Raw genomic sequence first — 19,804 nt, forward strand, 5'->3', positions numbered from 1 at the left:
AGTCTTACGGAACCCGTTCAGGCTCGCGGGCCCGGGGCGCGGCGGAAGGCGAAGGGCTGGCTTTCCCGGCCCGGGACGACGAACCAGCACTCGCCGGTGCCGTCGCTGTCGAGCAGCTGGACGAAGGTGTCGACGACGGACGAGACGTCCAGGATCGGGAAGCCGAACTGCTCCAGCACCGCCTTGCCCTCGCCGAGGATCGCGGTGTCGGCGAACGACGGGCACAGGCCCTGCACCTTGATGCCGTGCGGCCGGAGGTCCTCGGCGAGCGAGCGGACGAGGCCGACGACGGCGTGCTTGTTGGCGGCGTAGACGGGGTCGGAGGGGATGCCGACGATGCCCGCCATGCTCGCGGTCGCCACGATCGTGCCGCCGCCCGCCGCCCGCAGGGCCGGGATGGCGGCGTGCATCCCGAAGACGACGCCGTCGAGGTTGACGCCCATCGCCAGGCGGTAGCGCCGGACGTCGAAGTCCTCGCCCAGCCCGAAGCCCGAGGCGATGCCCGCGTTGAGGAAGGCGAGGTCGAGCCTGCCGTACCGCTCGACCGCGGTCGCCACCGCCGCCTCGCTGTCCTCCAGCCTCGACACGTCGCAGTGGACGTACGTCGCTCCCAGCTCGTCGGCGAGCTTGCCGCCCGCGACGTCGTCGATGTCGGCGAGGACGAGGCGGGCCCCGCCCCCGGCCAGCCGCCGGGCCACGCCCGCGCCGATGCCGTTGCCGCCGCCGGTGACGAGGGCGACCTTGCCCTCCAGATCCTCGCTGCGGACCGTGTTGAACGTCCCGGTCACGCTCTCCTGGGCCCCCTGGACGCCCAGACCGCTGAGCAGCCCGCCCCCGCCGCCCTCCCCGGTGAAACCACCGGTCTTGTCAGTGTTCACAGCGGCAGCCCTCCGGTGGCGGCGTTGGTCGAGCCCGTACTCCGGTACGCCGCGATCGTACGCTCGGCGATGCGCATCTGGTGAATCTCGTCGGCCCCGTCCGCGAAGCGGGCCCAGCGGGCGTGCTGGAGCATCTTGGCCAGCGGGGTGTCGGTCGAGTAGCCGAGCGCGCCGTGCACCTGGATCGCCCGGTCGACGATCCGGTTGAGGCTGTTGGCCACGAAGTGCTTCGACATCGAGACCTCGGTCCTGAAGTCCTCACCCCTGTCGATCTTCGAGGCGGCGTGCAGGACCATCAGCTTGCACTGGTACAGCTCCATGGCCGAGTCGGCGATCAGCCACTGGATACCCTGTTTCTCGGCGAGCAGCGACCCGTGGCTGTAGCGGTTGAGCGCGCGGTCGACCATCATGTCGAGCGCCGTCTCGGCCTGGGAGATCCAGCGCATGCAGTGCGCGAGCCGCGCCGGGCCCAGGCGGTACTGGCCGAGCCGGTGGCCGTTGCCGCGCCCGCCGAGGATCTGGCTGTCGTGCACCCGCAGGTCGGTGATGACGATCTCGCTGTGGCCGGTGGAGCCGTGCATCGTCTCGACCTCGCGGACGTCGTTCCACCCCTCCTGCGGAAGGTCGACGAGGAAGGCCGTGTTGCCGCCGCGCGAGCCCTCGGGCACGTCGAGCTCGGTCTTGGCGATGAGGATGGCGAAGCTCGACCGGCGAGCGTTGGAGATGAACCACTTGTGGCCGTTGATGACCCACTCCTCGCCGTCCTGGACGGCGTGGGTGCGGATGAGTGTGGGGTCGGAGCCGGCCACCTCCGGTTCGGTCATCGCGAAGCACGACATCTTGTGCCCCTTGAGCAGCGGCCTGAGGTACTTCTCCTTCTGCTCGTCGGTCCCCCAGTGCAGCAGCGTGTGCATGTTGCCCTCGTCGGGCGCCGAGCAGTTGAGGACCCACGGCCCGAGCCGGGTCTTGGCCGCCTCCGACTGCACCATGGCCAGCTCGACGTGGCCGAGGCCCATGCCGCCCCACTCCTTGGGCATGTGCGGCAGCCACAGCCCCTCGGCCTGCGCCTTGCCGCGCAGCTCGAAGATGACGCGGATGTACTCGTCGCGCGAGGTCACCTTCTCCTCGTCGTCGAAGCCGCTGACGGCCGGGACGATGGTCTCCTGGACGAAGGCCCGCACCCTGCGGCGGATCTCCTCGTGCTCGGGGGCGAGGGTGAAGTCGATGGCCATGGGGTCCTCCCCTTAGCGGCGGCTGACAGGTCCTGCGGGTCCTACGGGTCAGGGGGCCGCCGGGCGGGTGTGCCGCGGCCTTGATGCGAATGCTTCATGATTTGATACACATGCATTATTACCCTAGCGACCGGTACGTTCACCGGCAAGACACCGGCGAGGCACCGGCGAGGCACGGAAAGGCAGGAGAGCACGGCATGCCCCCCAACCCGGAAGCGACCGGCAGGCGCCTGGTCGCGGCGGCCGAGCGGCTGTTCGCCGAGCGCGGGATCGACGGCGTGTCGCTCCGCGAGATCAACGGCGCCGCCGGACAGCGCAACGCGACGGCGCTGCAGTACCACTTCGGGGACCGCGCGGGCCTGCTGGGCGCGGTGCTCGCCAAGCACCACCCCGAGATCGAGGCGCGCCGCCACCAGCTGCTCGACGAGTACGAGTCCCGGGGCGACCTGCCCGAGGCCGAGGCCCGCCGCACCCTCGCCGCCGCGCTGGTACGGCCGATGGCGGCCAAGCTGGCCGACCCCGACGGCGGCCGGCACTACCTGCGGATCATGGAACAGCTCGTGCACCGCACGCCCCTGCCCGCCACGCGGAGCACGGACCCGGGGCAGAGCATCGACCGGTGGCGCGAGCTCGTGGCCCCGCTGCTGTCCGAGGTCGCGCTGCGCCGGCTGCACCAGCGCTTCATGGCGATCCGGATCACGTACGTGGAGCTGGCCCGCCGCGCCGCCGGACCCGAGGGCAGGGACGACCGGCTCTTCACCAGCCACCTGGTCGACGTCGTGTCGGCCGTGCTCGCCACCGAGGTCTCCGAGGAGACCGCGCGGCTCCTGGGAGAGCGCGACAGGAGGCGCGACGAGCGTGACAGGGAACGCGACGGGAGGGCCGGGGAGGTCCCGGAAAACCCGGAGAACCGGGAAAGCCCGGAGAACCCGGCCCCCGGGTGAGACAACGCCAGGGCGTCAGGCGCCCGCGTGAGCCGCCTGGAAGGCGCCTCCCGCCGAGTAGGTGACAAGCGTGGTCAGCACCTCCTTGACCGATTCGCGCCTGCGCACGTCGCAGAGGATGATCGGGGCCACGCCGTCCAGGCCCAGCGCCCGCCGTACCTTGATCGGGTCGTGCCGCCGCGCGCCGTCGAAGCAGTTGACCGCCACGACGAACGGGAGCCCGCGCTGCTCGAAGTAGTCGACGGCCGGGAAGCAGTCCTGCAGGCGGCGGGTGTCGGCGAGCACGACCGCGCCGAGGGCGCCGACGGACAGCTCGTCCCACATGAACCAGAACCTGTCCTGGCCCGGGGTGCCGAACAGGTAGAGCCAGAGCCCGTCGCGGATGGTGATCCGGCCGAAGTCCAGCGCGACGGTTGTGGTGATCTTGGACTCCACGCCCGCGGTGTCGTCCACGTAGATGCCGCGCTCGCTCAGCAGTTCCTCGGTGTGCAGGGGCCTGATCTCGCTGATCGTGCCGACCATGGTCGTCTTGCCGACCCCGAAACCACCGGCGATGAGGATCTTGATGGCCATGGCCGGGCTGTCGGCCGGGGTCGTCCCCGGCTCAGAGGCCGCGTATTCCATGCAGCACTTCCCTGTAGATGCGTTCGTCGATCGTCTTCCCCACCGGCTGGGGCCTGTCGATGGTGACCAGGCCCTCGCGTCGCAGCTCGCTGAGGAGTACGCGGGTGATGTTGAGTGGCAGCTTGAGGTGCGCTGCGACGTCCGCCACGGGGGTGGGCCGACGGCATGCGGTCAGCACGTCGAGATGCTCGGGCATCAGCCCGACCGGCTCGAACGGCATCTCGGCGGTCGTGACGATGGCCACCAGGTCGAAGGTCTCCCCGACCGGGCGCGCCCGGCCGCCGGTCAACCCGAAGAGCCTGACGAGTGGCCCGGGATCCTCTCCCGTCACGTTCTCGCACCATTCCAGGCCGGCGCCGGGGCAGCTCCCCTCGGCTGCGCGGACAGGTGCTCGCCGACGCGCTTGACCATCAGCGCCATCTCGTACGTCACCATGCCCAGTTCGGCGTCGCCCGCGGCCAGTACGGCCAGCCTGGCCCCCTGTCCCGCCGCGGTGACGAACAGGAAGCCGCCCTCCATCTCGATGATGGTCTGCCGCACGCCACCGAGGCCGAAGTGCCGCCCCGCGCCCAGCGCGAGGCTGTGACTTCCCGCCGAGATGGCGGACAGATGCTCGGCGTCCTCCCGGGTCAGCTCCCGGGAACCGCCCATCGCCAGGCCGTCGGCGGACAGCACGATGGCGTGCCGGATACCGGTGACCCGCTGGGTCAGGTCGTCGAGCAGCCAGCTCAGTTCAGATCTGGGGTCGGGCATCGGAGTGGCCATCCTTTCGCTTCCACACGTCCAGTTCCTGCTCGGCCTGGCTGCGACCCTGCTGCCAGCCTCGTTGCATGGACGACATGAGGTTTGAGAGCTCCTCGGGAGTTCGCGCGCTGATGTCGCGCTTCTCGGCGGAACGCGTCTGGCGGAGCTGGGGGGCCAGATTAGCCTGCCGAACCCGCATCGGCAGCCCGTCCAGGTCGTCGTCGGTGTCGGGTATGTACACGGCCCGCCGCACGGACGTCGGGGAGCCGTTCGAGGAACCGTTCGGGGAGCCGTTGGGGACGGTCGCGGAGCCGTTCGGGGAACCGTTCGGAGAGGCGACCGGGGAGCCGTTGGGGACGGCCGGGGCCTCGCGCCGCTCCTGGGTGGGGAACCAGCTCTGCGTGGTCTCGGACGCGCCGGCCGTCACCTCCTCCTCCTGCGTGCCGGGCAGGACCTTGGGCCACTCCTCCGGCCCCGCGTTCAGCGCCCTGACGGGCCCGCCCGCGTGCGCGCCTCCCTGGCGCGGCCGGTGCACGCCCTCGGCGGCCAGCGACGCGCAGGTGGCGAGCAGGTTCTGCGGCAGCAGCACGATCGCGGTGGTGCCGTCGTACGGCGAGGGGCGCAGCACGACCTTGATCCCGTGCCGGGCGGCGAGCCTGGCGACGACGAACAGGCCGAGCCGGTCGCTGTCGGCCAGGTCGAACTCCGGCGGGTCGGCGAGCTTGGCGTTGAGCTCGTCGAGGTTGGCCTGGCTCAGTCCCAGGCCCCGGTCCTCGACCTCCAGCGCGAAGCCGTTGGCCGCGACCATGCTGCGTACGTGCACCACGGTGTTCGGCGGCGAGAAGATGGTGGCGTTCTCCACCAGCTCGGCGATCAGGTGGATCACGTCGGTGACCGCGGCACCGATCAGCAGCGGCGCGTGCGGCATGGGAAGCACGGTGACGCGGGTGTAGTCCTCGACCTCCAGCACGGCGCTGCGCACCACGTCGAAGATCGGCACCGGGTCGCGCCACCTGCGGGCCGGGGCCGCGTCGGACAGGATGATCAGGTTCTCCGCGTGCCGCCGCATGCGGGTGGTCAGGTGGTCGAGCTTGAAGAGGCCCTCCAGGGTCTCCGGCTCCTCGACGCGGCGCTCCATCGTGTCGAGGAGCGTGAGCTGGCGGTGGAGCAGCGCCTGGTTGCGCCAGGCGAGGTTCAGGAAGACCATGCCGACGCCCTTGCGGAGCGTGGCCTGGCCGACCGCGGCCTCCACCGCGGTACGCCGCACGCTGGAGAAGGCGTTCACGACGCGGTCGACCTCGGCGGTGTTCGCGGGTGCCAGTTCGGGGGCCTCGGTCGCCGGGTCGACGTCCTCGCCCTTGCGCAGCCGCTCGACCAGCCGGGGCAGTCGCTCCTCGGCCAGTTCCACGGCCGAGGCCTGGAGCCGCTTCAGCTCGGCGATCAGCGAGCGGCCGAACCGGTAGGAGACCCAGATCGAGATGATGATCGCGAGCAGGCCCAGCCCCAGGGTGAGCCCGATCCGCAGGAGGGCGGAGTTCCTGAGGTCGTCGCCCCTGGCCGTGGAGCGGGCCAGCGCCTGCACGCTCTGCTTGTTGACGGCGGCGAGTACGGTCTCGGCGTCACGCTTCCACTCGGCGGCGTCCAGCGGAGGCTTACCGATGAGGTTCCACGAGAAGATCCTGTCCTCGTGGGCCTTGAAGCGCAGGTAGGCGGGGTTCTGCATGAACGTCTCGTACTCCGCCCGCAGGTCGGGACTCATGTCCCGCTCCGCGTAGACCAGGTAGTTTCTCCGGCTGGTCATCGCCGAGACGAAGGCGGCGTGCTCGGCGGGCGTCATCTCGCCGCGCTTCATCGCGGCGGTGAGCACGGCGTGTTCCCGGCCCGCGTACTCGCTGGTGGTGCTGTAGGCGCCCATGCCGCGGACGTTGCGGAAGGACGTCAGGTCGGCGATCGCGGCGATGTCACCGAACTGCCGATTGGCGACGCTGATGAACTCGTTGTAGCCGTCGGTGACCTGGATGGGGGTGATCGCACCGCTGTCGGCGAAGGTACGGACCTGGATGAGCCCGTCCATGGCCGCCTCCAGCGACCGCACGTCCTTCGGGGCGTTGCCGGGCTCGTAGGCCGCGGCGGAGGCGATCGCCTGGCGCACCCCGTCCAGCCTGCCGTTCGTGACCCGCCGCTGCTCGGTGAGCGCCCGGCTCTGGCCGGTGGCGCCCGCCGCCTCGGCGGAGAGCTGGCGCTCCCGCTGGATCTCGACGATCAGCTGCCGGATCGGCGCGCCGATCACCTGCCAGCGCGTCTGGGTCTGGGCGATGCCGGCGACCTGCGCGACGGTCGAGTAGGCGACGAACACCCACAGGATGATCAACGAGAGCACGGGGAGGATGAGGATCCGGAGGATCTTCCAGCGAATCGGAGGGGGGGAACTCATTCGACTTGTCCAATCCGCGGTTCCTGCGCGTGGCCGACAGCCGCGGGCAGTGGGTGCCCCGCGGTCGCACGCCGCGACTGGTGCGTGTGTGATTCGACACACTATGCCCATGGGACATATCGCGCTTCAAGCCACCGGAGCGAATATTGAGTATCAATGTTCATGTTGAGCCTGATGGCTACGTCCCCGTAAAAACCGGGCTTTTCATCAATTGCGCAGCTCACGCCGGACATTCTCCGCGAGCGATCCCTCTTCGCCGCCGCCACGGATTGAGATCATTCCGGCACCGTCCGCCGCCGGTCGGCGGCCGCCCGCCGGGTGACGGGCGGCCGGGAACGGACGGCCGATGACGGCCCTCCGGTGACGGGCGGCCGGTTCGGTGACGGGCCGGGGTCAGCGGCGGGCCGCTTCGAGAACCCTCCGCGAGTCGCTCTCGAAGAAGCCTCGCGCGGCCAGGGTGAGCAGGCCGCCGATCACCATGGGCACGATGAGGACGTACATGGCGGAGAGGAGCGAGCCGGTGCCGTCGGAGGCGATGCCGACGACCAGGGGCCCGAACGCCGCGCCGCCGGTGATGAGGACCTGGAGGACGGCGAAGCCGAGGCCCCGGGAGCTCGCGCTGATCACGTCGGCGAGCGAGGCGGTCATGTTGGGGATGGCCATCGACGTCAGCACGCTGGAGACCGTGACCACCACGCAGAAGGCGGCCAGGGAGTCCATCGTGAGCGCGACGGCCAGGACGACCGATCCGGCCGTGATGCCACCGCCACCCGCCAGGAGCCTGCCGCCCTTGCGGGTGCCGTGCCAGCGCCGGCCGAGCCACGAACCGATCAGGGTCCCCGAGACCACGCCGACGATGGTCATGAGACCGCCCAGCGAGCCCGCGGCGGCGGGGCCGATGCCGAAGTTGCGTACCAGCAGCGAGGGCAGCCAGTAGAAGATCCCGGCCAGGCCCAGGCTGAGCAGCATCAGGCCGATGGAGACCGCGAGCAGGGTGCGGATGGCCAGGACCTCGCGGAGCTGGCGGGCGAACGGCGGCTTGGGGGCGGGCGCCTCGGCGGTGGCCAGGCCGGAACCCGCGTCGAGCACGGAGCCCTGAACGGGGTCGGGCTCGGCGCCGGTGGGGGTCGCGTTGGCGACCAGCCGGTCGAGGTGGCCCCTGGCGGGCTCGTGCAGCCGCCACACGAGGAGCGCGGTGAGCGCGCCCGGCACGACCATGATCAGGAACGCGCTGCGCCAGCCGAACGCCTCCGCGAGCACGCCGCCGAGCAGCGTGCCGATGCCACCCAGATAGGTGGTCACGCGGGTCCAGCCGTAGGCCTGGGCGCGGGTGGCCGGGGGGTAGTAGTCGGCCAGGAGGCTGCCGGCGGCCGGGTTGTCGATGCTCTCGGCGGCGGCGAGGAAGACGCGCATCGCGTAGAACATCGCGAACCCGGCGGCCAGCCCCGAGCCGAGCGTGGCCAGGGCCCAGCAGAAGACGACGACGGCGATGATCCGGGTACGGCTGCGCCGGTCGGCGAGGTACCCGGCGGGAAGCGCGACGAGGGCGGCCGCCAGGGCGGAGGCGGTCGGTATGGACCCGGCGACGGTGTCGCTGAAGCCCCACTCGGCCTGGATGGCCGGCAACACCCCGGACAGCAGGTTGAACTCGATGCGGTCGACGAGCCCGACGATGAAGAGCACGATCAGGGGAGCCCAGCCGTAGGGGGCGCGAGACGTGCCGTCGACCTCCCCGTTGCGAGGCGCTCCGAGTTTCAGGCGTGGGGTGGTGGGCGTGTCGACCATGCGCCGGCCTTCCTGTAGCCAAAATCTAGAATCCGCTTCTAGAGCTTTGTTATGGAGGGTGGCACAGATCACAGCGTCGGTAAATGGCCGAAACCCGAGAGGCGGAATTCCGGCATGTCACGGAGCCCGGCCTTTCACGGGCCGTCACGGGTTTCGGTCCCCTGAGGGCGGTCTCGGCCCCTTGGAGGCGGTCGCGGTCCTCCAGGGGCGGTCGCAGAGAGCGGTCCTCGCCCGGACTCGTGAGACCGGGACCCTCACGCGCCCGGCGCGACCCTCACCCGTCCTGGGCCCTGCGGCCGAGGATCGAGTGGATCTCGAAGGAGGGAGCGCTGAAACCCGGGGCCGACATGACCTCCCTGACCTCCCCGAGCTGCTGGAAGGTCATCCCCGCCTCCACCAGGCGGTCCTCCAGGTGGTGGCTGTTGCTGATCAGGAGGCCGAGCCCGGCGGAACCCCGCTCCCACACCTCGGTCCAGCGGAACCGGTCGATGTCGACCAGACCCGCCGCCGCCATGTCACGAGCCGCCGAGCCGCCCCAGGTCGGATCGCCACCGGCCGCGCTCAGCACCCGGGCCATCGCCGTGACGTAGACCCCGTACACCTCCCCCGCGCGCCCGCCAGAGGCATGCGGCGCCACCCAGCGGGTGATGTCGATCTCGTCGAGCTGCAGCCAGCCACCGGGCCGCAGCGCGGCCCGCAGGCGTCGCAGGACCTGGGCGCGCCCCGGCAGGTGGCTGAGCACGAGCCGGGCGTGGATCAGGTCGAACGCGCCCTCCGGCAGCGGGTCGGTGACGATGTCGTGGCGGGCCACGGTCAGCCCCGGCCTGGACGGGATCAGGCCCGGCTTGATGTCGGTCGCCAGCACGCGCCCGCCCGGCGCCACCCGTTCGGCCAGCCAGAGGGCCACGCTGCCCCCGCCGGCCCCGACCTCCAGGCAGTTCCAGCCCGCCCCGACACCGGTCAGCGCGAGGCGCTCGAAGGTGAGCGGGTCGAGGAGCCGGGCGAGGTAATGGTGCTGGTCGGACGAGTGGTCCCCGTCGTTGTCGAACACGTAGTCGGACGGGATCGCTGGGTTCTGCCCGGTCATCTGCACCCTTCCAAAAGCGGCTACCTCGCCGCATGGTAGGTAGGGCGCCACGCAAAGTGACAGACCTCCGGCCGGACCTGGCCATCTTCCCTGGAGAACGTATCCTCCGGGCTACAGTATGTCCGGATAAAGAACTTATGTGCGATAGGTGAACAATGCTGTATCACGAGATCGAAGGACCCGCCGACGGCCCGCCGCTCGTGCTGGCCGGCTCGCTGGGCACCACGCTGGAGATGTGGGACCCGCAGATGGAGGCGCTGACCGAGCGCTTCAGGGTCGTCCGCTTCGACCACCGGGGCCACGGGCGGTCCCCGGCGACCGGGAGGTGTTCGATCGCCGACCTGGCCGGTGACGTGCTGGACCTCCTCGACCTGCTGGGGCTGCCGAGGGTCTCCTTCGCGGGGCTCTCGCTCGGCGGCATGACCGGCATGTGGCTGGCCGCGCACGCGCCCGGGCGGATCGACCGGCTCGCGCTGCTGTGCACGTCGGCGAAGCTGGGCACCCCCGAGTCCTGGGCCGAGCGGGCGGACGCGGTCCGCGGGGCGGGCACCGCGTCGATCGCCGAGGCGGCCATGGCCCGGTGGTTCACCCCCGCCTTCACCGGGCGGGAACCGTACGCGACGATGCTCGGCGGCATCTCCGCCGAGGGGTACGCCGCCTGCTGCGAGGCCGTCGGGGCCATGGACCTCCGCCCCGACCTGCCGCTGATCTCGGCGCCCACGCTCGTGCTCGCCGGGGCCGACGACCCCGCCACGCCGCCCGAGCACGCGGAACGGATCGTCGAAGGGATTGCCGGCTCCCGGCTGGTCGTCCTGGACGGAGCGGCCCACCTGGCGAACGTCGAGCGGCCGGAGGCGGTCTCCGAGCACCTGATCGCACACCTTCTCCCGAAATGACACCGGGTGATGCCGGTTGACCTGGGGAAACCCGGAGTGATCCGGCGAAATACGGTGAGGTACCCCGGTGACGCCAGACACGAGGGGGCACCATGGCGACCGTGGCCGAGCAGTTCATCGAGGTTCTCCGCCAGGCCGGGGTGGAACGGATCTACGGGGTGGTGGGCGACAGCCTGAACCCGGTGGTCGACGCCATCAGGAAGGCCGGCCGCATCGAGTGGATCCACGTACGCAACGAGGAGGCCGGGGCGTTCGCCGCCGCGGCCGAGGCACAGGTCACCGGGCGCCTGGCGGTCTGCGCGGGCAGCTGCGGGCCCGGCAACACCCACCTGGTCCAGGGGCTCTACGACGCCCACCGCAGCGGCGCCCCGGTGCTCGCGCTCGCCTCGCACATCCCCTCCTCGCAGATCGGCACCGGCTTCTTCCAGGAGACCCACCCCGAGCGCCTGTTCGTGGAGTGCAGCCACTTCTGCGACATGATCGGCACGCCCGAGCAGATGCCCCGGGTGCTCCGCGTCGCCGTACAGCAGGCGATCGGCCTCGGCGGCGTCTCGGTCGTGGTGCTCCCCGGCGACGTGGCGCACCTGTCCGCCGCCCGCCCCACCGGCGAGCACGACTTCGTGACCGGGAGCGGCACGGTCGTCCCGCACCCCGACCAGGTGGCCGAGCTGGCGGCGGCGCTGAACCGCGCCGAGAAGGTGACGCTGTTCTGCGGCGCCGGGACCCGCCACGCCCGCGACGAGGTCATGGCGCTGGCCGGACGCCTCCTGGCACCGGTCGGGCACGCGCTGCGCGGCAAGGAGTGGATCCAGTACGACAACCCCTACGACGTGGGGATGAGCGGGCTGCTCGGGTACGGCGCCTGCTACGAGGCGACGCACGAGGCCGACCTGTTGGTGCTGGCCGGGACCGACTTCCCCTACGACGACTTCCTGCCCGGCTCGCGTACGGTCCAGATCGACCACGACGCGGCGCGGCTGGGGCGCAGGACCCCGCTGGAGCTGGCCGTGCACGGCGACGTCGGCGCGACGATCCGCGCGGTGCTGCCGCACGTCGAGCAGAAGAGGGACCGCCGCCATCTCGACAGGATGCTGGGCAGGCACCTGAAGGCGCTGGAGAACGTCGTGGAGGCGTACACCCACGACATCGAGCACCACCTGCCGATCCACCCCGAGTTCGTCGCGAACCTGATCGACGAGCTCGCCGCCGACGACGCGGTGTTCACCGTGGACACCGGGATGTGCACCGTCTGGGCGGCCCGCTACCTCAGCCCCAACGGGCGCCGCCGGGTGATCGGCTCGTTCTGGCACGGGAGCATGGCCAACGCCCTCCCGCACGCGATCGGCGCCCAGTTCACCGACCGGCGCCGGCAGGTCGTCTCGCTCTCCGGGGACGGCGGGCTCGCCATGCTCCTCGGGGAGCTTCTCACCGTCCGGCTGCACGACCTGCCGGTGAAGACGGTGGTGTTCAACAACTCCTCGCTCGGCATGGTGAAGCTGGAGATGATGGTGGACGGGATACCCGACCACGGCACCGACCACGCTCCCGTCGACTACGCGGCGATCGCCGCCGCGGCCGGGATCGGGGCGGCGCGGGTGGAGAACCCCTCGGACGTACGGGAGGCCCTGACCACGGCCTTCGCGACCCCCGGGCCCTTCCTCCTCGACGTGGTCACCGACCCGGACGTGCTGGCCATGCCGCCGCACATCAGCCGGGCGCAGGTGAAGGGGTTCGCCCTGGCCGCGGGCAAGATCGTGCTCACCGGCGGGGTGGGGCGCATGATCGACATGGCGAAGGCGAACCTGCGGAGCCTCCCGCGCCCCTGAGACGAACCGGCGCGCACCGGCACCTGTCGGCGCACAGCTGCGCACACCCGCACCCATCGGCGGGCGATCACCCCGGCCCCCCTTCCCCGGCCCTTTCCCCATTCGGTGGACATTCGGTGGACGGGGTCTCGGCGTGTCACCACATGACCCTCAATCGTGGCTGTAAGCATCGTCACTGTCACGCTGAGCGGCTCGGCGTACCGGCGAAGAGCCGTATTCCGGTCAGCGGACCGGTCGCGGCCGCGGACCACGCCTCGAAGGGAATGGTGTCTCCATGATCACTCCCAGCCCTCGGACCGGTGCCGCGACCGTACGTGAACGGCGAAAGGGGCGCCCGCCGAAAGGATCGGCGGTGCTCGCCCTGGCCGGTTCCCTCTCCGTGGCCCTTGTCGTCACCGCCGCCTCGCCCGCCACCGCGTCCGCGCCCGGCGACCCGCCGCCCGACGCGAAGTCGTCCGTCACGTCGACCAGCACCTCCACCACCACCTCCCCCGACGGCACCACCACGGACACCGACAGCGGCACCGACACCGGCGCCAACGCCGAGACCGACACGGGCACCGGCACCGACTTCGGGACCGGCGACGATGACGACGACGACCACCGCCACTCGCTCCTGGAGCAGGCGCGCAGGAAATGCAAACCGAGGTCCCTCTTCAGATTCCATTCCTTCAAACCGAGGAATTTCTTCGTTCCCCGTACGCGCTTCATCGACGGCCCCGGCGGCACGATGACGGTTTCCGTCACCCGGCAACACCGCGTCTACGCCGAGATGGAGATCGAAAGGGAGCGGATCGGCGAGATCGACAGGGACGACCTGATCCGCGAGCTGCGGAACATGGTGAACCCGCTGCTCGCCGAGGAGTACATCGTCGAGACCGGACACCAGTACACCCAGGAGATCACCAAGGGAAAGTACGGGAACATGTGGTACCGCGTCTTCGGCTACCGGGTGGGCTTCTCCGCGTGGAAGCAGGTCTACAGCTGCCGGATGCGCAAGATCGCCGCCGGGGTGGCCAACGTCCCCGCCCGGGTGGAGGGCTGGAGATACTGGGAGACCGACCACCCGATCTACAAGGGACGCCGCCTGAGCAAGCGCTGAGGCCCCTCCCCCCGAGGTGCCCTCAGGTGACGGTGAGGCGGTGGTTGTAACGGTCGTCGCGCCAGTGTTCCTTCTCCAGCACCTCGGTCAGGATCACCGCCGCGTCGTAGACGTCCGCGAAACGGATGTAGAGCGGCGCGAAACCGAACCTGAGGACATTGGGGGCGCGGAAGTCGCCGTGGACGCCACGGTCGATCAGGGCGCGCATGACCGGGTAGCCGTCAGGGTGGCCGAAGCTGACCTGGCTGCCCCTGCGCTCCGGGTCGCGGGGCGAGACCAGCTCCAGCCCGTACGGCGCGCGGAGCTCCTCGACGAGCTCGATGAAGATCGAGCCCAGCGCCACGCTCTTGGCCCGTACGGCGGCCAGGTCGACGCGCTCCCAGATGTCGAGCGAGGCGTTGAGCGAGGCGAAGGAGAGCACGTGCGGGGTGCTCACGGTGAAGCGCCGGATGCCGTCGGCGGGGCGGAAGCCGGGCTCGAACGCGAACGGCGCCGCGTGGCCGTGCCAGCCGGTGAGCATGGGCCGCGCCCCGGCCTGGTGGCGCGGGTGGACGTAGACGAAGGCCGGGGAGCCGGGGCCGCCGTTCAGGTACTTGTAGGTGCAGCCGACCGCGAAGTCGGCCGCCGAGACGTCCACCTGGTAGGCGCCGGCGCTGTGGCACAGGTCCCAGATCATCAGCGCGCCCGCCTCCTGGACCAGCGCGGTGACCGGCGCCGTGTCGTGGCGGGCCCCGGTCCGGTAGTCCACCTCCGACAGCAGCACGCACGCGACCTCGTCGGACAGGGCGTCGGAGAGGTCGTCGACGCCGGTGACGTCGCGGATCTCGTAGCCGCCCAGCGCCTCGGCCAGCCCCTCGACCACGTAGCGGTCGGTGGGGAAGTTGGCCAGGTCCGAGACGACGACCCGGCGCCCGGGACGCAGGCCCATCGCGGCGGACACGGCCTTGACGATGGCGATCGAGGTGGTGTCGCCCACCGCCACCTGGCCGGGCCCCGCACCGATCAGCGGGGCGAGCCGGTCGCCCGTGGTGAGCGGCAGGTCGAACCAGCCGGAGGTGTTCCAGGCACCGACCAGGCGGCCGCCCCACTCCTGTTCCACCGTCCGCGTCACCGCCGCCGTCGCGGCCTTCGGCGGGGCGCCGAGGGAGTTGCCGACCAGGTAGATCGTCCCGTCGGGCAGGACGAACTCGTCCCTGACGTCCTTGAGGGGGTCTGCGGCGTCGAGCGCGACACACTCCGCACGGCTGATGGGCAAGAGTCGTCTCCCGGTTAGGTGCCTGGCAACCCTCCCATAATGCCGTCAACGCCAGATCTCACAGCATTCCGCCCCCGTCAGCGGCGAGGAACCGGGTGGCGTTGCCGCCGAGCAGCTTGGCGCGGGCGGTGTCGGAGAGGAAGCCCGCCCGGCGGACCAGCGAGCCCACCGGCGACTCGCCCAGCGGGTAGGGGAAGTCGGAGCCGAGCATGACCCCGTCCTCCCCCATCGTGTCGACCAGCAGCCGCAGCGCCCGCTCGTCGAACACCACCGAGTCCACGCTGAACCGGTCGAGGTAGTGCGACGGGGGGAACTCCGAGACCCCGACCAGGTCGCTGCGGCGGTGCCAGGCGTTCTCGAACCGGCCGAGCCAGAAGGCGAACGAGCCGCCGCCGTGCGCGAAGCACAGGCGCAGCGTCTCCGGCACCCGGTCGAGGACCCCGCCCAGGATCAGGGCGAGCACCGACAGGTGCGTCTCGGCGGGCATGCCGACCAGCCACCGCGCCATCCAGCGGTCCAGCCGGGGGCCGCCCGGCATGTCCCAGGGGTGCACGAAGACGGGCGCGCCCACCGAGGCGCAGTGCTGGAGGAACTGGACGATCCCCTCGTCGTCGAGGTCGCGGTCGCCGACGTGGTTGCCGATCTCGACGCCCGCGTGCCCGGCGGCCAGGCACCGGTCGAGCTCGGCGCAGGCCAGGTCGGGGTCCTGCAGCGGCACCTGGCAGAACGGCACCAGCCGCTCGGAGGCGCAGATCTCCAGCGCCAGGTCGTTGAACACCCGCGCCACCCGTACGGCCTCGGCCGCCGGTCGCTCGTAGGAGAAGAAGACCGGCGTCGGCGAGACGACCTGGACGTCCACCCCGTCGGCGTCCATCCGCTCCAGGCGGACCGAGGGGTTCCAGCAGTCGTCGGCGATCCGGCGGAACTCCCGGTCCCCGAGCAGGATCACGGCCTCCCGCTCGGAGTCGACCCGCAGCCGGGGCGCCCCCGGCCAGCCGAGCTCCGGCCAGCCCCTGGGGACGTGGTGCGTGTGGACGTCGATGATCAACGGCTATCCCCTGCCGGGGTGGAGGGTGCCGCAGTTGTCGCAGGTGCGCGCCTTCTCGTCGTCGTAGAACGCCTGGAAGATCGGCGGCAGGTCGGTCACGATGTCGCGGACCTGCAGCTCGACCTCGTGGACCACGCCGCTGCACCGCGGGCAGTACCAGAGGAACCGCTCAAGCACGCCCTCCGGCCTGATCCGCTCCACCACCAGGCCGACCGACCCCTCCTCGGGACGCTGCGGCGAGTGCGGCGTGTTCGGCGGGAGCAGCCACATCTGGCCCTCGCGCACGTGCACGGTCTCCGGCCCCCCGGGGGTCATCACGTTGACGTGCATGTTGCCGCGGACCTGGTAGAAGAGCTCCTCGTACGGGTCGATGTGGAAGTCGGTCCGCGCGTTCGGGCCGCCGACGACCATGACGATGAAGTCATTCGCGCCCTCGAAGACCATCTTGTTGCCCACCGGCGGTTTGAGCAGGTGGGCGTGCTCGTCGATCCACTTGGTGAAGTCGATGGGCGGGATCACGGGCGCTCCTCCGGTCGGTGGGCCACGGCCTGAATCTCGATGAGCAGGTGCGGGTGGGGCAGCTGGTGGACGGCCACGGTGGTGCGCGCCGGGCCGGTCTCGTCGAAGTACTCCGCGTAGACCGCGTTGTATCCGCCGAAGTCATTGATGTTCACCAGGTAGGTGGTGATCTGGACGAGATCGCTCAGGTCGGCTCCCGCCGCCTTGAGGATGTCGCCGATGTTCTCTATCACGGCCCTGGTCTGCGCGGCGATGTCGAGCGTGACCGTGCCGAACTCGTCGGCCTCGGCTCCCACGATCGTGTTGTCGGGCCTGCGCGAGCTGGTCCCGGACACGTACAGGAGGTCTCCGGCCCGCTTCACGTGCGGGAACCTGCCCCGCGGCCGCGCCTTCCCGGCCACGACGAGCCCGTCGCTCATGATCCCTGCCCTTCCGAGCTCGTGGGTTCCGGAGCCTCTGAAGCGGGTTCCGGGGCCTCCCGAGCGGGTTCCGGAGCCTTCGGGGCGGGTTCCGGCGAGGAGGCGGTGAACGAGACCGGGCCCAGGTGCTGGATCTCGGCCCGTACCCGCGCGCCGGGCACGAGCGGCTCGGCGGGCGTGGCGGCGCCCGCCAGGAGGATCCAGCCCGGCTCCAGGACCGTCCTCGCCTCCAGGGCGAGGCGCGCGGCCTCCGCGAGGGCCCTGCGCGGGTCGCCCAGGATCGCGCCGGTCGACCCGGCGTGGACCACGCGCCCGTCGATCTCCAGGACGACGCCCAGGTTCCAGCGCGACGGGTCGTACGGCTGCCAGGGGCCGACGGCGTACCCGGCGGCCGAGGTGTTGTCGGCGATCACGTCGGGCAGCGAGAACCTGAAGTCCTCGTAGCGCGAGTCGATGACCTCGATGCCGGTCGCGACGGCCGCGATGGCGCCCGGCGCGAGCGCGTCGCCCGGCGACGCGATGCGCCGCCCGACGAGGTAGACGACCTCCGGCTCCACTCTTGGATGGATATATCTCGACATATCCGCGTATGAACCGTCGAGGATGGCCGACGACTCCGGCACCCGGCCGAAGATGATGTCGCGCACGCCCATCTGGCGCCGCTTGCCCTCGCTGGTGAAGCCCAGCTTCACCCCGGCGAGCCGGTCACCCCGCTCCAGGCGGAGCCGGATCAGCTCCTCCTGGACCCGGTAGGCGTCGGCCACCCCGTAGTCCTGCTCGGGCCTCGGCACCGTGCGGGCGGTACGGGCCGCCTCGTCCAGGACGGCGGCCAGCTTGTGGACGTCGGTCATGACCGCCTCCCCTCCCGCGCCAGGTCCGGCCGCGTCTCCTCTCGCACCGGATCCGGCCGCTTACCCGCCCCTGCCATGTCCGGTTGCTCCTTCGCCCCTGCCAGGTCCGGTCGCGCTCCCTCCCGGGCCAGGTCCAGCGCGATGTCCACGATCATGTCCTCCTGGCCGCCCACCATCCGGCGGCGGCCCGCCTCGGTCAGGATGGTCCGGGTGTCGACCCCGTACCGCGCCGAGGCCGCCTCGGCGTGCCGCAGGAAGCTGGAGTAGACCCCCGCGTAGCCGAGCGTCAGCGTCTCCCTGTCCACCCGGACCGGCCGGTCCTGCAGCGGCCTGACCAGGTCGTCGGCCGCGTCCATCAGGGCGTGCAGGTCGCAGTCGTGCTCCCAGCCCATCAGGTCGGCCACCGCGACGAACACCTCGATCGGGCAGTTGCCCGCGCCCGCGCCCATCCCGGCGAGGGAGGCGTCCACCCGATAGGTACCGTTCTCCACCGCGACGACCGAGTTGGCCACCCCCAGGCCCAGGTTGTGGTGGGCGTGGATGCCGATCTCCGTGCCCTCGTCGAGCACCGACCGGTAGGCCCTCACCCGCTCCCTCACCCCGTCCATGGTCAACCGGCCGCCGGAGTCGGTCACGTAGACGCAGTGGGCGCCGTACGACTCCATGAGCGCGGCCTGCCGCGCCAGCTCCCCGGCGGGGGCCATGTGGGACATCATCAGGAACCCGGCCACGTCCATCCCGAGCTCGCGCGCGGTGGAGATGTGCTGGGCGGAGATGTCGGCCTCGGTGCAGTGGGTGGCGACCCTGACCGAGGTGACGCCGAGGGCGTGGGCGCGCCGGAGGTCCTGGATGGTGCCGATGCCGGGCAGCAGCAGGGTGGTCAGCCTCGCCCGCCGCACGACCCCGGCGACCGCCTCGATCCACTCGTCGTCGGTGTGCGCGCCGGCGCCGTAGTTGAAGCTCCCCCCGGCCAGGCCGTCGCCGTGCGCGACCTCGATGGCCGCCACCCCGGCGGCGTCGAGGGCCGCGGCGATCTCGACGGCCTGGGCGACGGTGTAGCGGTGCCGGATGGCGTGCATGCCGTCCCGCAGCGTCACGTCCTGCACGTACAGCCTCACGCGCCCACCTCCGCGTCCGTACGGGCCGCGTCATCCGTGCGAGCCTCGGCGTCCGTACGGGCCGCGTCGTCCACGTGACCCGCGCCCGCGGCCCGGTCCGGCAGTTCGGCGAGCCGCTCGGCCGTGCGCAGCGCGGCGGCGGTCATGATGTCGAGGTTGCCCGCGTAGGCGGGCAGGTAGTGGGCGGCGCCCTCCACCTCCAGGAAGACGGTCACCTTGACGCCGCCGTCGCGGGTGCCGTCGGGCAGCGGCTCCCCGGCCGGGATCGTCTCGAACTGCACGTCCTGCTTGAGCCGGTAGCCGGGCACGTAGTCGTTGACCCGCGCCACCATCTCCCGCACGGCGCCCGCCACCTCCGCCACGGTCGCCTCGTCGCACTCGTCCACCAGGCAGTAGACCGTGTCGCGCATGATCAGCGGCGGCTCGGCCGGGTTGAGGACGATGATCGCCTTGCCCCTCGCCGCCCCGCCGACCCGCTCGATCGCCCGGGAGGTCGTCTCGGTGAACTCGTCGATGTTGGCCCGCGTGCCGGGCCCCGCCGACCGGGAGGAGATCGAGGCGACGATCTCCGCGTACCGGACGGGCACCCGCGAGGCGACCGCCGCGACGATCGGGATGGTGGCCTGCCCGCCGCAGGTGACCATGTTGAGGTTCCGCTCGGCGAGGTGGGCGTCCAGGTTGACCGGGGGCACCACGTAGGGGCCGACGGCCGCGGGGGTGAGGTCGATGACGCGCTTGCCGTGCTCCCGGAGCACCCGGTCGTTGTGCCGGTGCGCGCCCGCGGAGGTCGCGTCGAGGACGACGTCCACCTCGGCGAATTCGGGCAGCGCGACCAGCCCCTCGACGCCCTCGTGGGTGGTGGCGACCCCCCGGCGGCGGGCGCGGGCCAGGCCGTCGGAGTCGGGGTCGATGCCCGCCATCGCGACGACTTCCACCTTCTCCGACAGCAGCGCCTTGAACATCAGGTCGGTGCCGATGTTCCCCGAACCGATAATGGCGATCTTCACGACAGGACCGCCTTCACGAAAAGCACCTCTCGGAC

Annotated in this window: 18 protein-coding genes and 1 pseudogene; 4 read left to right on the top strand and 15 right to left on the bottom strand. The window is 71.2% G+C overall.

All coding sequences use genetic code 11. The features are described 5' to 3' along the window. Positions 1-17: 17 nt before the first annotated feature. Positions 18-878 carry an SDR family oxidoreductase gene (locus tag ACFYWM_RS24660; protein WP_389917794.1) on the bottom strand — a complete coding sequence of 287 codons (861 nt, stop codon included), beginning with the start codon at positions 876-878 and terminating at the stop codon, positions 18-20. Further along, positions 875-2,110 carry an acyl-CoA dehydrogenase family protein gene (locus tag ACFYWM_RS24665; protein WP_389917795.1) on the bottom strand — a complete coding sequence of 412 codons (1,236 nt, stop codon included), beginning with the start codon at positions 2,108-2,110 and terminating at the stop codon, positions 875-877. The genes ACFYWM_RS24660 and ACFYWM_RS24665 overlap by 4 nt, the downstream gene beginning before the upstream one ends. A gap of 197 nt (positions 2,111-2,307) precedes the next feature. On the opposite strand from ACFYWM_RS24665, the gene ACFYWM_RS24670 reads away from it, so the two are divergent. Next, positions 2,308-3,054, top strand: a complete 747-nt coding sequence (locus ACFYWM_RS24670; protein WP_389917796.1) for a TetR/AcrR family transcriptional regulator — start codon at positions 2,308-2,310, stop codon at positions 3,052-3,054. A 15-nt stretch (positions 3,055-3,069) separates the two neighbouring features. On the opposite strand, the gene ACFYWM_RS24675 is transcribed toward ACFYWM_RS24670, so the two are convergent. The 6 genes from ACFYWM_RS24675 to ACFYWM_RS24700 all read right to left on the bottom strand — a co-directional run bounded on the left by ACFYWM_RS24675 (position 3,070) and on the right by ACFYWM_RS24700 (position 9,728). Beyond that, positions 3,070-3,678 (bottom strand): ATP/GTP-binding protein, encoded by a 609-nt coding sequence (locus ACFYWM_RS24675; protein ID WP_389917797.1) that lies wholly within the window; start codon positions 3,676-3,678, stop codon positions 3,070-3,072. Next, positions 3,659-4,009: a DUF742 domain-containing protein gene (locus ACFYWM_RS24680; protein ID WP_389917798.1), complete on the bottom strand. Its 351-nt coding sequence runs from the start codon at positions 4,007-4,009 to the stop codon at positions 3,659-3,661. The genes ACFYWM_RS24675 and ACFYWM_RS24680 overlap by 20 nt, the downstream gene beginning before the upstream one ends. Next, a complete protein-coding gene (locus ACFYWM_RS24685; RefSeq protein WP_389917799.1) occupies positions 4,006-4,431 on the bottom strand; it encodes a roadblock/LC7 domain-containing protein in 426 nt (141 codons plus the stop codon). The genes ACFYWM_RS24680 and ACFYWM_RS24685 overlap by 4 nt, the downstream gene beginning before the upstream one ends. Continuing rightward, on the bottom strand, positions 4,412-6,802 hold the full coding sequence (locus ACFYWM_RS24690; protein ID WP_389917800.1) for a nitrate- and nitrite sensing domain-containing protein: 2,391 nt from the start codon (positions 6,800-6,802) through the stop codon (positions 4,412-4,414). Before ACFYWM_RS24690 ends, ACFYWM_RS24685 begins: the two co-directional genes overlap by 20 nt. A gap of 447 nt (positions 6,803-7,249) precedes the next feature. Then, entirely contained in the window at positions 7,250-8,641 is a 1,392-nt protein-coding gene (locus ACFYWM_RS24695; protein ID WP_389917801.1) for an MFS transporter, read from the bottom strand. Between the two features lie 274 nt (positions 8,642-8,915). After that, positions 8,916-9,728 (bottom strand): class I SAM-dependent methyltransferase, encoded by an 813-nt coding sequence (locus ACFYWM_RS24700; RefSeq protein WP_389917802.1) that lies wholly within the window; start codon positions 9,726-9,728, stop codon positions 8,916-8,918. A gap of 155 nt (positions 9,729-9,883) precedes the next feature. Here ACFYWM_RS24700 and pcaD point away from each other — a divergent pair, with 155 nt between their 5' ends. The 3 genes from pcaD to ACFYWM_RS24715 all read left to right on the top strand — a co-directional run bounded on the left by pcaD (position 9,884) and on the right by ACFYWM_RS24715 (position 13,552). Further along, the gene (pcaD, locus tag ACFYWM_RS24705) at positions 9,884-10,624 is read left to right on the top strand and encodes a 3-oxoadipate enol-lactonase (protein ID WP_389917803.1); all 741 of its coding nucleotides are present in this window, start codon (positions 9,884-9,886) and stop codon (positions 10,622-10,624) included. 92 nt (positions 10,625-10,716) lie between these two features. Next, positions 10,717-12,450, top strand: coding sequence for a pyruvate dehydrogenase (locus tag ACFYWM_RS24710; protein WP_389917804.1), 1,734 nt, complete (start codon positions 10,717-10,719; stop codon positions 12,448-12,450). 352 nt (positions 12,451-12,802) lie between these two features. Then, the gene (locus tag ACFYWM_RS24715) at positions 12,803-13,552 is read left to right on the top strand and encodes a hypothetical protein (protein WP_389917805.1); all 750 of its coding nucleotides are present in this window, start codon (positions 12,803-12,805) and stop codon (positions 13,550-13,552) included. A gap of 22 nt (positions 13,553-13,574) precedes the next feature. On the opposite strand, the gene kynU is transcribed toward ACFYWM_RS24715, so the two are convergent. The 7 genes and pseudogenes from kynU to ACFYWM_RS24750 form a co-directional block, all read right to left on the bottom strand. Further along, positions 13,575-14,807, bottom strand: a complete 1,233-nt coding sequence (gene kynU / locus ACFYWM_RS24720; RefSeq protein ID WP_389917806.1) for a kynureninase — start codon at positions 14,805-14,807, stop codon at positions 13,575-13,577. A 58-nt stretch (positions 14,808-14,865) separates the two neighbouring features. Beyond that, positions 14,866-15,855: an amidohydrolase family protein gene (locus ACFYWM_RS24725; RefSeq protein WP_389917807.1), complete on the bottom strand. Its 990-nt coding sequence runs from the start codon at positions 15,853-15,855 to the stop codon at positions 14,866-14,868. Between the two features lie 3 nt (positions 15,856-15,858). Continuing rightward, positions 15,859-16,374, bottom strand: a complete 516-nt coding sequence (locus ACFYWM_RS24730; RefSeq protein WP_389917808.1) for a 3-hydroxyanthranilate 3,4-dioxygenase — start codon at positions 16,372-16,374, stop codon at positions 15,859-15,861. Then, the gene (locus ACFYWM_RS24735; RefSeq protein ID WP_389917809.1) at positions 16,371-16,793 is read right to left on the bottom strand and encodes a RidA family protein; all 423 of its coding nucleotides are present in this window, start codon (positions 16,791-16,793) and stop codon (positions 16,371-16,373) included. Before ACFYWM_RS24735 ends, ACFYWM_RS24730 begins: the two co-directional genes overlap by 4 nt. Continuing rightward, a complete protein-coding gene (locus tag ACFYWM_RS24740; protein WP_389917810.1) occupies positions 16,790-17,644 on the bottom strand; it encodes a 2-keto-4-pentenoate hydratase in 855 nt (284 codons plus the stop codon). Before ACFYWM_RS24740 ends, ACFYWM_RS24735 begins: the two co-directional genes overlap by 4 nt. After that, complete coding sequence (gene dmpG / locus ACFYWM_RS24745) at positions 17,641-18,762, bottom strand: 4-hydroxy-2-oxovalerate aldolase (protein ID WP_389917811.1); 1,122 nt, start codon at positions 18,760-18,762, stop codon at positions 17,641-17,643. The genes ACFYWM_RS24740 and dmpG overlap by 4 nt, the downstream gene beginning before the upstream one ends. 104 nt (positions 18,763-18,866) lie before the next feature. Further along, positions 18,867-19,769: pseudogene (locus tag ACFYWM_RS24750) on the bottom strand (acetaldehyde dehydrogenase (acetylating)); the annotation flags it as partial. Positions 19,770-19,804 lie beyond the last annotated feature (35 nt).

It is taken from the genome of Streptosporangium sp. NPDC002721, assembly GCF_042888905.1.
Lineage (GTDB): Bacteria > Actinomycetota > Actinomycetes > Streptosporangiales > Streptosporangiaceae > Streptosporangium.

Bases quoted from the DNA above. Each gene is read 5' to 3' on its own strand.
- ACFYWM_RS24735 (WP_389917809.1), bottom strand. From the start codon at position 16,793: ATGAGCGACGGGCTCGTCGTGGCCGGGAAGGCGCGGCCGCGGGGCAGG.
- ACFYWM_RS24675 (WP_389917797.1), bottom strand. From the start codon at position 3,678: ATGGAATACGCGGCCTCTGAGCCGGGGACGACCCCGGCCGACAGCCCG.
- pcaD (WP_389917803.1), top strand. From the start codon at position 9,884: ATGCTGTATCACGAGATCGAAGGACCCGCCGACGGCCCGCCGCTCGTG.
- ACFYWM_RS24700 (WP_389917802.1), bottom strand. From the start codon at position 9,728: ATGACCGGGCAGAACCCAGCGATCCCGTCCGACTACGTGTTCGACAAC.
- ACFYWM_RS24740 (WP_389917810.1), bottom strand. From the start codon at position 17,644: ATGACCGACGTCCACAAGCTGGCCGCCGTCCTGGACGAGGCGGCCCGT.
- ACFYWM_RS24710 (WP_389917804.1), top strand. From the start codon at position 10,717: ATGGCGACCGTGGCCGAGCAGTTCATCGAGGTTCTCCGCCAGGCCGGG.
- ACFYWM_RS24670 (WP_389917796.1), top strand. From the start codon at position 2,308: ATGCCCCCCAACCCGGAAGCGACCGGCAGGCGCCTGGTCGCGGCGGCC.
- ACFYWM_RS24685 (WP_389917799.1), bottom strand. From the start codon at position 4,431: ATGCCCGACCCCAGATCTGAACTGAGCTGGCTGCTCGACGACCTGACC.
- ACFYWM_RS24695 (WP_389917801.1), bottom strand. From the start codon at position 8,641: ATGGTCGACACGCCCACCACCCCACGCCTGAAACTCGGAGCGCCTCGC.
- ACFYWM_RS24665 (WP_389917795.1), bottom strand. From the start codon at position 2,110: ATGGCCATCGACTTCACCCTCGCCCCCGAGCACGAGGAGATCCGCCGC.